This window comes from Psychrobacter sp. A3 (assembly GCF_028823565.1).
GTDB classification, from domain to species: Bacteria; Pseudomonadota; Gammaproteobacteria; order Pseudomonadales; family Moraxellaceae; genus Psychrobacter; species Psychrobacter celer.
The window spans coordinates 1-13,586 of record NZ_JAPEHS010000071.1; the positions used below are offsets into that span (position 1 = coordinate 1).

15 protein-coding genes and 1 tRNA gene are annotated in these 13,586 nt (G+C 46.8%); 6 read left to right on the top strand and 10 right to left on the bottom strand.

Features of this window, described 5'->3' with window-relative positions; translation table 11 throughout:
• Nucleotides 1–59: 59 nt before the first annotated feature.
• Entirely contained in the window at nucleotides 60–1,769 is a 1,710-nt protein-coding gene (locus tag NK638_RS09565; RefSeq protein WP_274632837.1) for a SulP family inorganic anion transporter, read from the bottom strand.
• A gap of 102 nt (nucleotides 1,770–1,871) precedes the next feature.
• Nucleotides 1,872–2,285, bottom strand: a complete 414-nt coding sequence (locus NK638_RS09570; protein WP_446739830.1) for an ArsR/SmtB family transcription factor — start codon at nucleotides 2,283–2,285, stop codon at nucleotides 1,872–1,874.
• Nucleotides 2,286–2,520: 235 nt separating this feature from the next.
• Here NK638_RS09570 and NK638_RS09575 point away from each other — a divergent pair, with 235 nt between their 5' ends.
• Both NK638_RS09575 and trxC read left to right on the top strand, forming a co-directional pair.
• Nucleotides 2,521–3,390 carry an MBL fold metallo-hydrolase gene (locus NK638_RS09575; protein WP_274632847.1) on the top strand — a complete coding sequence of 290 codons (870 nt, stop codon included), beginning with the start codon at nucleotides 2,521–2,523 and terminating at the stop codon, nucleotides 3,388–3,390.
• An 85-nt stretch (nucleotides 3,391–3,475) separates the two neighbouring features.
• On the top strand, nucleotides 3,476–3,913 hold the full coding sequence (gene trxC, locus NK638_RS09580) for a thioredoxin TrxC (protein WP_274632848.1): 438 nt from the start codon (nucleotides 3,476–3,478) through the stop codon (nucleotides 3,911–3,913).
• Nucleotides 3,914–4,034: 121 nt separating this feature from the next.
• Here the strand turns inward: trxC and NK638_RS09585 are convergent, their stop codons facing one another.
• From NK638_RS09585 to NK638_RS09600, 4 genes are all read right to left on the bottom strand, one after another.
• Nucleotides 4,035–4,436 carry a hypothetical protein gene (locus tag NK638_RS09585; protein WP_192996172.1) on the bottom strand — a complete coding sequence of 134 codons (402 nt, stop codon included), beginning with the start codon at nucleotides 4,434–4,436 and terminating at the stop codon, nucleotides 4,035–4,037.
• A 214-nt stretch (nucleotides 4,437–4,650) separates the two neighbouring features.
• A complete protein-coding gene (locus NK638_RS09590; protein ID WP_274632838.1) occupies nucleotides 4,651–5,010 on the bottom strand; it encodes a SirB2 family protein in 360 nt (119 codons plus the stop codon).
• A gap of 103 nt (nucleotides 5,011–5,113) precedes the next feature.
• Nucleotides 5,114–5,434 (bottom strand): BolA family protein, encoded by a 321-nt coding sequence (locus tag NK638_RS09595; RefSeq protein ID WP_274632839.1) that lies wholly within the window; start codon nucleotides 5,432–5,434, stop codon nucleotides 5,114–5,116.
• A gap of 266 nt (nucleotides 5,435–5,700) precedes the next feature.
• The gene (locus NK638_RS09600; protein ID WP_274632840.1) at nucleotides 5,701–6,513 is read right to left on the bottom strand and encodes a M48 family metallopeptidase; all 813 of its coding nucleotides are present in this window, start codon (nucleotides 6,511–6,513) and stop codon (nucleotides 5,701–5,703) included.
• A 378-nt stretch (nucleotides 6,514–6,891) separates the two neighbouring features.
• Between NK638_RS09600 and NK638_RS09605 the strand changes: the two genes are divergently transcribed.
• Nucleotides 6,892–6,966, top strand: a tRNA-Gly gene (locus tag NK638_RS09605).
• Between the two features lie 280 nt (nucleotides 6,967–7,246).
• Here NK638_RS09605 and NK638_RS09610 read toward each other — a convergent pair.
• Nucleotides 7,247–7,855, bottom strand: a complete 609-nt coding sequence (locus NK638_RS09610) for a YceI family protein (protein WP_274632841.1) — start codon at nucleotides 7,853–7,855, stop codon at nucleotides 7,247–7,249.
• A gap of 212 nt (nucleotides 7,856–8,067) precedes the next feature.
• Between NK638_RS09610 and NK638_RS09615 the strand changes: the two genes are divergently transcribed.
• Together NK638_RS09615 and NK638_RS09620 are read left to right on the top strand one after the other, a co-directional pair.
• Entirely contained in the window at nucleotides 8,068–9,006 is a 939-nt protein-coding gene (locus NK638_RS09615; RefSeq protein ID WP_274632842.1) for a pirin family protein, read from the top strand.
• A 200-nt stretch (nucleotides 9,007–9,206) separates the two neighbouring features.
• Nucleotides 9,207–9,818: a nitroreductase family protein gene (locus tag NK638_RS09620; protein WP_192996161.1), complete on the top strand. Its 612-nt coding sequence runs from the start codon at nucleotides 9,207–9,209 to the stop codon at nucleotides 9,816–9,818.
• A gap of 205 nt (nucleotides 9,819–10,023) precedes the next feature.
• On the opposite strand, the gene NK638_RS09625 is transcribed toward NK638_RS09620, so the two are convergent.
• The 3 genes from NK638_RS09625 to nadR form a co-directional block, all read right to left on the bottom strand.
• The gene (locus NK638_RS09625; RefSeq protein WP_274632843.1) at nucleotides 10,024–10,470 is read right to left on the bottom strand and encodes an Mpo1 family 2-hydroxy fatty acid dioxygenase; all 447 of its coding nucleotides are present in this window, start codon (nucleotides 10,468–10,470) and stop codon (nucleotides 10,024–10,026) included.
• A 271-nt stretch (nucleotides 10,471–10,741) separates the two neighbouring features.
• On the bottom strand, nucleotides 10,742–11,473 hold the full coding sequence (pnuC, locus tag NK638_RS09630) for a nicotinamide riboside transporter PnuC (protein ID WP_201583859.1): 732 nt from the start codon (nucleotides 11,471–11,473) through the stop codon (nucleotides 10,742–10,744).
• Between the two features lie 166 nt (nucleotides 11,474–11,639).
• Nucleotides 11,640–12,686: a multifunctional transcriptional regulator/nicotinamide-nucleotide adenylyltransferase/ribosylnicotinamide kinase NadR gene (gene nadR / locus NK638_RS09635; RefSeq protein ID WP_274632844.1), complete on the bottom strand. Its 1,047-nt coding sequence runs from the start codon at nucleotides 12,684–12,686 to the stop codon at nucleotides 11,640–11,642.
• A 604-nt stretch (nucleotides 12,687–13,290) separates the two neighbouring features.
• On the opposite strand from nadR, the gene NK638_RS09640 reads away from it, so the two are divergent.
• Entirely contained in the window at nucleotides 13,291–13,503 is a 213-nt protein-coding gene (locus NK638_RS09640; protein ID WP_274632845.1) for a PspC domain-containing protein, read from the top strand.
• The last annotated feature ends 83 nt before the right edge of the window (nucleotides 13,504–13,586 follow it).

Genomic DNA, 13,586 nt, shown 5'->3' on the forward strand with positions numbered 1-13,586 from the left:
CCAGTAGCGCGTTTAAATCCATAACAGTTTTACATTCAGCTAACTATACCAGCCGCCCGCTAGCGCGCTGTCAACGCATTGACCGCGTCTAGTGTACTGAGATAGACCTGCCCTGATAGCTCGGTGATGAGCGGTGTATGGCCGATGACATCCATGACAGGCCCTTTCACAAAGCTAAAGTGCAGACGTTTATGTTGTTGTGCCAGCTCTTTGTTGAGCGTACTGAGCATCTCTTGGGCGGTCAGGTCGATATGATTGACAGCAGACATGATTAAGATAAGCTCGCGCGCCTCAGGGTATTGTTGTAATGCCTTTAAAATGCGCAGGTGCACCGATTCGCTGTTGCCAAAAAACAAGCTTTCATCGATACGCAGTAGCAACAAATTATCAAAAGTCACCACATCATGACGATTGATATTGCGAAAGTGACCAGTGCCGCCCAACTGACCGACGATCGCCACGTGCGGCTTACTTGATTGCCAGATAAGGCTGGCAAAAGACACCATCAGACCGATGACCAGTCCTGTATTTAGGCCAAATATCAGTACGCCTGCAAACGCTGCAATAAAGCTAGCGGCATCCAAACGATCTCGCTGCCACGCCGACTTTAGGGTATCGATATCGATAAGCCCAATGATAGAGGCCATGATAGTCGCTCCTAGCAGCGCATAAGGTAGCGGCGCGAGTGCATTACCAAAAGCGATCAGCGCGGCGATCATCACCACCACAGTGACGAGGCTGGCCATTGGAGTTTTGGCCCCTGAGTCGACGTTGATGGCCGTACGCGAAAACCCGCCAGCGACCGCAAAGCTCTGAAACAGACCGCCAGATAAGTTGGCCAGCCCAAGACCAGTTAGCTCACGGTTGGCATCGAAACGCTCACCGCGCAAGCGTGCATAAGTGCTCGCCACAGAGCTGCTGGACACAAAGATAATCAGTGCCATCAGCCCTGCAGTGGGCAAAAGCTTGAGCGCTTCTTGCACATCGGGCAGATGCGGTAGTGTGAAGCTTGGCAGCCCTTGCGGGATACTGCCGATGGTCGCAACCCCCAGCGCGCCCCAATGCAGCGCCATACTCAGTATGATCGCCACACCGAGTAAAATCAGGGGAAATAAGCGCTCGGCCCATTTAGCCGATGACGCTGACAGCCACGTACGCCAGACCCACTTGCTGGCATAGCGGTTCGTTACCAAAAGAGCGAAGGCGATGACACCGATAAGCAAGGTCAGAGGATGCAGCTGGCGCACGTACATCTGCAGGCTAGACAGATAGCCAATCAAGCTACTACCTGCGACTGGAATAGCAGTCAAATACTTCAGCTGACTGACAAAAATAAGCACCGCTGCACCGCTGACAAAGCCTGCCGAGACCCCGCGGCTGATGAACTGCATGATCCAGCCGAGCTTGAGACGTCCGGCTACCCAGAGCAGCGCTCCTACCATAAACGCCAATAGGCTCGCCATCAAGGCGTACTGCTCAGCGCCTTTATCGGCATAGGGCAGCAAGCTACTTGCCGTCATAATAGCTGTGATGGCGACAGGACCGACCGCTTGGACATTGCTCGAGCCCAGCCAAGCATAGACAATGACTGGCACAATCGCCGCATACAGACCATACACAGGTGGTAATCCTGCCAATACTGCGTAGCCGAGGCTCTGCGGAATGACAAGCACGCCCACGACCAATCCGGCGATGACGTCAGTTGGCAAGGTGGCTAGCTGGTATTGGCGTAGCCACGTGGGAGTCAGGCGAGCAGCGATAGAAGACATATCAGTACATCATCTTAAAAAATATTTCGACAACAAAAAATAGCAGCGCCATCAAGTGATAGTGGCCGTCCGTGTCTGTGAACGGCTATTGATTGACTGTGGCTAGTCGGTTTTGGCACAAAAACGTTGGTACAGCAGATTTAAGACCGCCAGCGCATCCTCACTTGCGATACGATAGTAGATCTGTTTGCCTTCGCGGCGGGTCGTGACCAGCTCATCTTTGCGCAAGATACCGAGTTGCTGCGACAAGCTGGGCTGTCCAACGCCGACCAAACCTTCAAGCTCACTGACGCAGTATTCACCTTGGGTGAGCTGACACAGCAGCAGCAAGCGATCAGGGTGCGAGAGCGACTTTAATAGTTGGCTGGCTTGCATAGCGGCTTGTTGCATCTGCTTGGCAAGATCGGCAGGGACAAAGTCTGCTGGATGTGTGGATGCATCCTCATTCGTACTCTGAATGGATGCACTCGATGCTGAAGTAGAAGTAGTCAGAGTGAGCTCCTTATAAAATAGCAATAATTATCTCGGTGACATCAATAAATATATGGTTAATTATCAATGATATCATCAATGATAGCAAGTTATCGTTAATTACATTATATAAATTGATAAAATGTATGGGAGTTGCTATATTAACACTATAAATGAGTCGGCAACTGAGTAAATATTATATACGACTCGATATCATACTTAACTATTATTTATAGGTTAAAAATATTTATAGATGAAACATTCTGATAGTGAGGCTGCCATGCAAGTTCATCCTTTCTTACATAGCGATACTGAAACCTATACGCACGTACTGGCCGATGTCCAACACAAGCTATGTGCCATCATCGATCCTGTATTGGATTTTGATGCCAAGTCTGGTCACACCGCTACCAATAGTGTCGATGAGGTCATCGACTTTGTCCGCGAGCAGGGCTGGGAGCTGGTGTATATCGTCGAAACCCACGCCCATGCCGATCATATATCTGCGGCCATTCACGTCAAAGAAACACTCGGCGGGCAGCTCGTCATCGGTCAGCACATCACGGAAGTGCAAAAAATATTTAAGCAAATTTTTAACTTTGACATGAGTTTTCGTACCGATGCCAGTCAGTTCGACATTTTGACAGACGACGGCGATACTTTAGCGCTTGGTGACATCACCATCACAGCGATGTATGTGCCAGGTCATACGCGTGCAGATATGGCCTATCTGGCAGCCGATGCCGAAAAAACCGTGGTGTTTGTCGGAGACACGTTGTTTGCCCCCGATGTCGGCACGGCGCGTTGTGACTTCCCAGGTGGTGATGCCAAGATACTGTATCACTCTATCCAAAAGTTGCTGGCGCTTCCCGAAGATACCATCATGTATCTGTGTCATGACTATCCGAGCAAAGGACGCAAACACTGCCCCACGACCACGGTTGCCGCCCAAAAAATGGGCAATATTCATGTCAAAGACGGTATCAACGAAGCAGAGTTTGTGCAGATGCGTGAGCGGCGTGATGCCACGCTTTCGATGCCGCGTCTGATTATTCCGGCTGTACAGGTCAATATCGATGCAGGGAATTTTCCGCAACCAGAAGCCAATGGCACCCGTTATCTTAAAGTACCCATCAATGCGCTGGGATAATGGCAGCATGTAAAGTTATGCTATATTTAAAAGTAGCAAACACATACGCCGCAAAAATCATAAGGGCTAAAAAAGGAATCTGATGATGAATGAACAAAATCTGCATCTGGTCTGCCCACACTGCCAAGCGACCAACCGTATACCAGCAGCGCGGCTGACTGCTGCGCCAAACTGTGGTCGCTGCCGTCAGCCATTATTGACAGGCAGCGCGCATGAGCTGAGCGCACAAACCGTCAATAAAGTCATTCAAAAAAATGAGGTATTGACCATCGTGGATTTTTGGGCGAGCTGGTGTCAGCCGTGCCTGATGATGGCGCCGCAGTTTAAAGAGGCTGCCAGTCAATTGCCACAAGTAGTCTTTGCCAAATTGCAAACCGATAAGTACGAACAAGCCGCCGCCCCTTATCGTATACGCAGCTTACCGACGATGGTAGCCTTTAGAGGTGGTAAAGAGATTGCGCGGCAGTCAGGCGCGCTACCCAGTCAGCAAATCGTGCAGTGGGTACAAAGCCTGCAATCATAACCACTAGGGTGTGTCCTCATCAAAAAAGCCAATACGTTGATCGCGTATTGGCTTTTTTATGGTCGTATGAGCAACGATGGTATTTTATCGATTTGACCTCTATCAACTCACCATAGTTTGTTTATTCGCCATATATCTTGATGCCATTGGCAAAGCTGCAGCGCTGGATGCGTGCGGACTGAACAACGGCATCACGCTCGCCGTAGAGCCGTGATAGCTTGGCATCGCGGGCTTTGGTATTGTTGCTTTTTCCCAAGCCAAAACTGATATTGGGTGAGATACCCCAGCGGCCCGCTGAGACGCCGACCCCCACGCCAGAGGCAGCGATGGTCGACTGCTGATTGCGCGCAGTCTCGACATAACGATTGATACGGTTGTACTCTTGGCTCAGCGCTTGGCAGTCATAGTTTTGGTAGGTGCTGGGCGGCACATACTGCGGGGTGATATTGCCAGTCGAGGCGCAGCCTGCAAGCGCAAAAATGCCTGCTGAGGCCAGTAATGTCGCGGAAAAGAGAGTTTTCATAGTGGCTCCATAAGGCACGATGGGGGGTATATAAACAGCAAGATCTGTGATAAACGCTGTTGTTTATATTTAAGATAGCAAAAATAAACAGATTAAGATATTGAAAAATATGTCATTTATGAAATATGCCAGCTATAGTCAGTTGCAAACAAAACTGTCATAAGTTCCAAAGCGCTACTGGGATGAATTTTGCGCAGCCTCCGTAAACAGCGCCTTAAAATAAGTTTGCTGGTTTGACCACAGCAAGTATCACGATACCTGCATAGGCGATCGCCGAGATAAAAATCCCCGTTTTACTTTGGCCGGACGTTGCATGGTTGTTAAAGGCTTTTATGCTGGCACTGATGGCAGCGATTAACAAAATAATCTTGGCAAACACCCACTGTACAGGAGCGTTGGCACTCATTAGCTGCGTCAACATGATGGCACCTGAGCCGATGACAAGCGCATAAATGATGTGCGTGGCTATCTTCACCGCCTTTGGAGCGCGTCTATTGGCACTCAATGCCAGATAGCTTTGATATAAAAACAGAACGATGGTCAGGACGGCCATCAGCATATGTAAATGTTTCATTAAATATCCTTCCCTCTGAGGTGATCCAATCACGCAGCGCTACCGTCACAATGTTCATACGACGCGCAGTCATGGTTGATTATTCTGTTATTCTGTCGATGGCTCAGCTGTTTTGACCAGCACACAAGGGGCTTTCTGGGCTTTGCCCTTGCCATTCTGTTGGCGTATAGGCATGTATGGCTAAGGCATGCACCGAGCCACCTTGCGAAGTCAGTAGGGGCGCCACCAAGCCATAAACCAGTTGATGGCGAGCGACCAAACGCTTGCCATCAAAGGCATCGCTTACGATAGTGAGTTTAAAATGACTTTCTTTGCCATCAAAGTAGCCTGCATGATTCATCGATTCGTTAATCAGCTCGATATGCTGCGGCTGCAAGCTCTGTAGCTCAGCATAGAGGGCATCAGCGGTAGGCGCGGTACTCATAGATAGCATCCTTTTACGCGATATGGTTTGATAAAGCGTTACGTAATAAAGTGGTGTTTGATGAGGTATGGGCATCGATGGCGTACTAGTGTCTTGCGGCGATGCATGAGGCTATTATAGCAGACGCCGATTGTAGCAGACACTGATAAGCAAGTCTTATCATTCAGCAGACAAGGGAGTATGGCCACTTTTATAAAAAAGCAGAATACAAACCGTGGTCTGTACTCTGCTTGACAGTCAATCTAATCAGTCATGCTAAATGATGATTAGCGGCGTGCTTTTTGGTAAAGCGGCATGACTTTGGGCATCAGTGACTGCAACTGGGCAATGCGATTGCTGCTGCTTGGGTGAGTGCTCAAAAACTGCGGCGGCTCACCTTGGCTGGCGCGCTGCATTTTTTGCCATAAGCTAATCGCGGCCTGAGGGTTATAGCCTGCGCGAGCCATTAGCTCAAGGCCAATCTGGTCGGCTTCTGCTTCTTGAGTACGACCATGCGGACGACTCAGGCCTAGGTCACCGGCGATATTGGCCAGCTGCGCCTGACCTTGCGAGAGACCAAAGATACTAGCGGCGACGCCAATGCCCGTTTGAGTGGCGTATTGGCGGGAGATACGCTCGCGTGAGTGCTCACGTAAGGCGTGAGACATCTCATGTCCCATGATGGCAGCGATTTCATCATCGGTCAGATTGAGGCGATCGATGATGCCTGAATAAAACATGATTTTGCCACCTGGCATCACAAAAGCGTTGAGCTGATTTGATTTGATCGTGTGTACTTCCCATGGCCACTTTGCCGCATCAGGACGATAGACGCCGACTTGCCCGATCAGACGGTTGGAGATGTTTTTGAGGCGATTGAGCTGGGCTCTATTGGTATCGAGCAAACCGCGAGCTTTTGCTTCTTGCAAGGTCTTTGCATAGCTTTGCGCTGATAATTGTAACACCTGCTCATTAGAGACCAAGAGCAACTGCTGGCGATCAACGCCCACCGCGCCAGTATTGGTGGTGCTACTACAGCCAGTCAGTGTCAGCGCCGATAAAGACGCGGCCATGACAGTTGTGGTCAGTAATTTTTTCATAATAAACATCCTCACTGTAAATAATAAATAAAGTTGCACAAAGTATAATAATGTTAATAAGCCAAAACCAAGACAGAAAAAGTAACAGTACACCCTATGATTGTAAGTAAACAGCGCGCTCAAACACAGTGATAGACATGCATAGCCGTGAGCCCAGCAAGTACAGCCCTTTATTTGCTAAAATATTTTAGAAAAACTGGCTGATAATACTCATTGTAAAATCAAACGTTTATAACAGAATCGCTGGTAAATAAAGGCTGACGGCGAAAATATTTGCACAAAATGCCAAAAAAGGTGTTGACAGGCTCAAAATTTTTGCTAAAATAGCCAGCCTATCGAGACGGAGTTGTTGTTAACAATGACGCGATTCGATGTTTAGCGGGATTAGCTCAGTGGTAGAGCATAACCTTGCCAAGGTTGGGGTCGAGAGTTCGAATCTCTTATCCCGCTCCAAATATGGCTCTGTTAGAGCACTAAAGCCTCACATTATTGTGAGGCTTTTTTTATGGGTGAAATTTGGCAGCTGGTCAAAGCTTACGCAAAGGCGGTTCCAAATTAAGGATGAATTGACACACGTATTTTAGAGTAAGCGCGCATACTAAGTAACATACGAGACATCATAAACTTTATACCGTCAAAAAAGCTGAGTTAAAAACTCAGCTTAATTGTCGTACATATCGTGTATCTGTTTTATCTCTAATCGACTATATGATCTTTATAAGACAAGCGGTCGTTACTTGAGATCGGCCTTTTTGCTGCCTTCTACCTGAACGACCAGTTTGATGTTTTTCATTATACCGCCGTCGGTATAAGTATCGATACCCCACTTGGTTCTGTCGATGGTGGTTTCAAAATCGCCGCCGCACACTTCAGCGTTTAGCATTGGGCTGTCATAGCAGTTAAACTTAGTGGCTGTCAGGGTCACAGGATGCGTCTGACCCAGTAGTGTTAAGTCGCCTGTGACTGATTTGACTTTATTACCATCAAACTGCCAATTGGTAGATTTAAAATAAGCGGTTGGATGCTCTTTGACATTAAAGAAATCCGCAGATTTTAAATGACCATCAAACTCTTTGATACCTGTGCTCAAGCTGCCCATCGGAATGGTGATGCCGATAAAGCCTTTTTGTTCTTTGGGTGCGTACTCCAGAATGCCTGAGAGGTTATAAAAGCCACCAGCATTGGTCGAGGTGCCAAAATGATCGACAAAAAAGCGCACCGCGGTATGCTTAGGGTCCAGCTCATAGGTCGCTGCCTGACCGACAGTGCTCATCATGCCAAGGGCGCTGATAGCAGCGAAGGCGAAGGCACGATTGGCTTGTTTGATAGAAGGGAGCATCATGGTTCATTATCCTTATTTGTGATCGAGAGTTATGGTAGAGAAAAGAGTGCATTGGCTTAACGTTTTTTTATTTATTTCCGTTAAGTAGTGCTTATAGGTGTTATAGTTAAGTTTAGCAAAATAATAGGACATTTGAGCGCCAATGTCTATTATAAATGTGTCTATTCGTTGCTTTTTGTAACACTTGTATGCTGTATGATAAGAGGTGAGTCATGAGTATTAAAACCCTAGAGCCGCGTTTGGCCGATGTTGGCGGTATTCCTATCGCCCGTCTGTTACCTAATACTGGCAAAAAACCGATCGGTGCGTGGTGCTTTTTGGATCACGCAGGCCCTGCTGAGTTTGAGGACGGTGAGGCTGGCATGCAAGTGGGTCGTCATCCGCATACCAATTTGCAAACCTTTAGCTGGATGTTAGATGGCGAAGTGCTGCACAAAGATAGCTTGGGCAACGAGCAAGTAATTACCAAAAACCAAGTCAACGTCATGACCGCAGGTACGGGGTTGACCCAAGGCATCAGTCATACCGAGCAAAGTGTCTTTCCTGATACGGGCGGCTCGCCAGATGCGGCGCGTGCGCTGAGTATGGTGCAGCTGTGGATTGCTCTACCGACAGACCAAAAAATCGAGCGCGGCTTTCATCACTATCCAGAGCTACCGACGTGGACGGAAAATAATGTAGAGATGATATTGACCACGGGCAACTACACCAGCGTCACAGGCGAGCGCTACGAAGCGCCAACGATACAGTACTCCAAAATGGTCGGTATCGATGTGTACTGGCTAGAGGATGGCGAGGTTACCCTAACGCTAGAGCCTGGTTTTGAATACGGTATCTTGGTCAGCGAAGGGCAGATCGAGTCTGAAGGCAAAATCTGTGAGCAAGACCAGCTATTTCGCTTCCACGATAGTGATGTCGAAAATAACGAAAGCATCAGGCTGGTCGCCAAAAAAGGCACACGGGTGATGTTTATCGGCGGTGAACCATTAAACAATCAAGTGCTGCTGTGGTGGAACTTTGTCGCTGATAATAAAGAAGAGATTAAGCAGTCTATCATCGATTGGAACAACGGCCACGAGCGCTTTGGTAATGTCGACTCTGATATGAAACGTCTGCCCGCTCCAGCGCTGCCTGACGGCTTTAAAGGATGATTTGATAATACAGATTGTTAATTTATCTTTTATGATTCACGTTATTGTGAAGATTTTTTACAAAATTTGAATATAGATCCGTCAGTGTTACTTTTACAATCAAATGACGATCAAGCAAGTTTTACTATTTTTACTATCGACTCATTTTAAAACACATACTTTATATACAACCTAAATATTTAACTCGACGGAGTCTTATTATGTCAGACCTAACCACCTTACAAAATCTTGCCGAAAAACGCCGCTCTATCTATGCCTTGAGCGATCAACTACCAGTCTCTAAGGATGAGATTGTAAAATTGGTAGAGCACGCTATTTTACACACGCCTTCCTCCTTCAACTCTCAGTCAGCTCGTATCGTGGTCTTGTTCGATGAGGATCATCAAAAACTGTGGGACATCACCGAAGAGACATTGAAGGTCATCGTGGGTGACGACGAGAAATTTCAAGGTACAAAAGATAAAATCGCAGGCTTTAAAGCCGGTGCTGGTACGATATTGTTTTTTGAAGACAAAGGTGTGGTCAGAAGCATGCAAGAAGCGGCCCCTTTATATGCGGACAAATTCCCAATCTGGGCACACCAAACCAACGCCATGCATCAGTATGTGATTTGGACGGCATTGGCAAGCATCGATGTTGGCGCCAACTTGCAGCATTATAATCCAGTGATTGACCAGCAAGTTGCCGATACTTGGAATATCGCTGATGATTGGGAGCTAAACGCGCAGATGGTATTTGGTGCCATCGAGCAGCCAGCTGGTGACAAAGAGTTTAAGCCAGTAGAAGAGCGTATGAAGGTGTTTGGTAAATAAGCACCAAAGCTCGGTAGTGTAAGAGATAAAAAACCAAAAAAGCGCCATCCAGCTCATGGGTGGCGCTTTTTTAGGGTGAAGAAATCAAGTGATTTATCGTCGTACAGCATGGCTAGAGTAAGGATAAAACCATATAAACGAAAATAACCGGTATAAAAACCGTCAGAACACCAACCCTGAGCACATAACGCGCTTCACCGGAGAGTTAGCTACTGGTTTTGTCACCCATCAGGCTGTTGGCTACCCATGCAGGCCCAATTAATAAAAACTGTAAATCTTCAAAAAATGAGGGTTTTTTGCCTTCGATTTTATGACCGATAAACTGCCCAATCCAAGCCACAACAAAGACACTTGCCCAGACCTTAAAGCCCCACGGTAGTAAGGTCATGACAGACAGGCAGATAAGAATAAACATGCCCATCGCCAAAAATAACGGCGTGGACAAACGCATGTAGAACAGCAAGACCAAGGCACTAAGCACTAAGGTAAACCAAACGGATAGCGACATACCCATCCCAAGTAAACTGACAAAGATGGTCGGCACGCAGAGCCAATGTATTTTTTTGTTGATTAGGTTTTGGTGGCTGACAGAGTACTCACTGAGCCACTGCTCAAGTGTGCGCTTTGACAGGCGGGGCGGACGACGAGACATACTAACCTCCTTGTTAGTCATTAAGATACGACACTCCTCTCCTACATCAGAGCGCCTCTAGTATCATTTGTAGCACTAATTGGACTTCTCTACCATAGTATCTGATAGGCGGTTCAGTCAGCGCTGAGCATTTCTCTCACTTTTGGCTTTCCTATAGCGGTTCTTTGGTCTGTCAGGTCTGTCAGCTTTATCCTAGATGCGATAGGGTCTATCAAAGGCCTCTAAGCCATCTAAATAGTCTGAGTCATCTAAGCTCTATTATTTCAGTATATTAGCTTCTCTCGCTACGATGCCATTCATACAGACCGATAAAGGAGTTGACTTGATAGATCATGGTCTGAATGGCAAAAATGTAGTTGCCAGACATAAGATTGACAATGAGCCAAACAAAATTGACGATAATCCACAGCCACCAGTTAAATGAATAGCGCAAAATCATGGCGGCTTGGGCGGTGATTGAGAGTACAAAGGCGAGGACATTGATCCAAAAAAAGGAAATAAACCCTAAAAACAGACTGTTGTCGTCTTCAACCACCGCATAACCATAGCTGGCTAAAAGGTCGTTGACGGTAGGAAATAGCGCCAACCCAATCACAATAAAGGCAATGGTAATCAGCCAAACCGCTTTGCTGGCAGACTTGGGTATCATGTCGCCGTCAGGGTCGGTGTGCTTTGACCAATAAAAAATACCATAGACATGGGTGAAAAAGTTAAACAAAGGCGCCAGCATCAAACCCACCGCGCCCGAGGTTGCCTGCACCACCACTTCACCTGCAGTAGCGGCCATGCCAAAGCCATTGCCCAAGACGTTTTTGCGAAATGATAGCGATACCACACAAATCAAGCCGATAAGGGACACCGCCAAATAAAACCAATCTAGGGTGGTATGATCGGTGGTCAACCAAAAGCCTGCTGATAAGGCAATCACGCCGCAGATAAACCAAGTGATAATCCACTGCATGGCCCACTTACCAGTGATATTGTCTAATAGCTGAATACGCATAGGTTTTTCCTAAAATAAATGTTGGGAGCGGCTTGTTTGACCGTTGTGGTTTTGACTTTTTTACAAGCCACTTCTTTTATAACATGCTGTTTTTATTCTGTATTTTTACTTTGTTTGTCTTTTGCTTTATCTGTTTTTTATTTGGCGTTGACTCACCGCGCTTTGTTTATTGGTTTTTATTATAGACATATCGATCGATAAAACGTAATGCTTGCCGATAGCGAGCATCATAATCAGGCGCATCGATCAAATGCGGCTCGATACCATGGCGGGCAAAGATATCGACTAGCCGCTGCTCAAAGCGCCCGCGTGCCTCAGGGGTGCCCAGTGAGCGCATGCCGTCATCTACCCACGGCGTATTGTTGTCTAGCATGATGGTATGGTCCAAGCGAAACTCATCGATACACGCGGCCACAAACGGGTGGCTACGACCTTCGTACTCTTCACAAAACGCCTGCGTGGTCACAAAATCAGTATCGACAATGGTCACAGGGGCAGTCGCTACGGCTGCGGCCTCTCGAATCGCCTGAGCATGATTGAGGGCGATGGGGCCATAGTCACTGTACTGCAGACCAATCTCGCTGCCACCCAAGTCTGTACCGACGTATAAACGTCCCATCTCTAACGCAAAGCTTGCGCCATAATAGTTGGCAAGCTTATGTACCAAGGTTGTTTTTCCTGAGCTTTCACCGCCGACGATCGCGACCGTCTTTGTGTAATCACCGCGTGCTTGCGGGTGAATCGCTGACCAATGGGCGACAGGATCGCGAGCGATGGCATATGAATCAAAAGCGGACTGTAGCGCCGTCGTCACCACGGGCATCTGCAAGTGTTCTGTGATATGGGATTGGGCTAAAGGATGGTTTTGTGCCACAAACAGCACCGCTTCTGCAGGCAACGCGAGCGTTTGGCTCAGACGATGCAGCTTGGCATTGCTGGCTGGAATATCGATGTGCACTTCATCAAAGCTGTCATGAAGCGGCAGGGCAATCTCATGGGTGGTGTGAATGTGAATAAAAGGCAGGTCAGCACAGGCCATCTGTAGCCAGCGCGCCTTATCTTGTAGCGTAATGCTAAAGTCTGGATGCGGCGTTGGGTGCGCTGTGATGACGATATGTAGTATTTTAGCTTGCCCTGCGGCCTCCAAAATACTGCGCATTTGCCCCAAATGTAGTGGTTCAAAATGACCAATCATCAACCCCGTGTCGTACATAGCAATCCTTGTTGGTTTGTTAGTAAGCGTTTTTATAAAAGTAAGACAATCTGCATGGTATAAAGGTTTTGGTCGATTTACAGGTAGGTTATTGTAAACAAGCGCTGATAAAGGTTGTTTTTATTAAACAGGCGTTAAGCGGTGATAAAACAATGTGGCTAGGGTATCGTCAGTTTGAAATAAGATCGATACGCTCCTAACCAGTATCAGTATAACCGGTAAAAGTATATAAGCGTATCTATTTGATTGCGCTTGGTATTTTAAAGTAGGTAGGCAGCGAAAGTAAGGTTTTGGCAACAAACCCGCTTCTGAAACATTTTGAAATAACTATTTAAAATCAGTAGCTTACAGGCAGTTAGGACAGATTAGGGCAAGCTTAGGTAGCATAAACTCACAAAGCACTGGTACATCTTCAACAGACCATAAGAAAATAGTTGCTATACTGATTTGTAAGTTAGAAAGGCTTCAGATTTAGCCTAACTAAAAGACGCTAAAAGACGTAAGATAAAAAATATAATGCACAGAATATAAGACAAAAACAGCGATCTTTTGTCTAGGTTGAAATAACAAGAAATAGAAAACATAAAATAGAGAGGTATTGGATTTGGCTAAATTAGCAAAATTACATCGCTCGCAAAACAATCGTATGATAGCAGGGGTGATGGGCGGTATTGCAGAATACGTCGGTTGGTCGCCTACTTGGGTAAGAGTATTGTTTGTGATTGTATCTTCACTGAGTGCGGCGGTTCCAGGTATCTTAATTTACATTATTTTATGGGTTATTATGCCAAAAGCCACTCATGAGTCTTATCAATAGCACCCAATAGGCTGATATTTCATAGATTGACATATAGTCGATACACTCTAAAAATGTCATAGCGCTACTGGGATGAATTTTGC

Coding starts and splice junctions, on each gene's coding strand:
- NK638_RS09565 (WP_274632837.1), bottom strand. CDS start 1,769: ATGTCTTCTATCGCTGCTCGCCTGACTCCCACGTGGCTACGCCAATAC.
- NK638_RS09575 (WP_274632847.1), top strand. CDS start 2,521: ATGCAAGTTCATCCTTTCTTACATAGCGATACTGAAACCTATACGCAC.
- trxC (WP_274632848.1), top strand. CDS start 3,476: ATGAATGAACAAAATCTGCATCTGGTCTGCCCACACTGCCAAGCGACC.
- NK638_RS09585 (WP_192996172.1), bottom strand. CDS start 4,436: ATGAAAACTCTCTTTTCCGCGACATTACTGGCCTCAGCAGGCATTTTT.
- NK638_RS09590 (WP_274632838.1), bottom strand. CDS start 5,010: ATGAAACATTTACATATGCTGATGGCCGTCCTGACCATCGTTCTGTTT.
- NK638_RS09595 (WP_274632839.1), bottom strand. CDS start 5,434: ATGAGTACCGCGCCTACCGCTGATGCCCTCTATGCTGAGCTACAGAGC.
- NK638_RS09600 (WP_274632840.1), bottom strand. CDS start 6,513: ATGAAAAAATTACTGACCACAACTGTCATGGCCGCGTCTTTATCGGCG.
- NK638_RS09610 (WP_274632841.1), bottom strand. CDS start 7,855: ATGATGCTCCCTTCTATCAAACAAGCCAATCGTGCCTTCGCCTTCGCT.
- NK638_RS09615 (WP_274632842.1), top strand. CDS start 8,068: ATGAGTATTAAAACCCTAGAGCCGCGTTTGGCCGATGTTGGCGGTATT.
- NK638_RS09620 (WP_192996161.1), top strand. CDS start 9,207: ATGTCAGACCTAACCACCTTACAAAATCTTGCCGAAAAACGCCGCTCT.
- NK638_RS09625 (WP_274632843.1), bottom strand. CDS start 10,470: ATGTCTCGTCGTCCGCCCCGCCTGTCAAAGCGCACACTTGAGCAGTGG.
- pnuC (WP_201583859.1), bottom strand. CDS start 11,473: ATGCGTATTCAGCTATTAGACAATATCACTGGTAAGTGGGCCATGCAG.
- nadR (WP_274632844.1), bottom strand. CDS start 12,686: ATGTACGACACGGGGTTGATGATTGGTCATTTTGAACCACTACATTTG.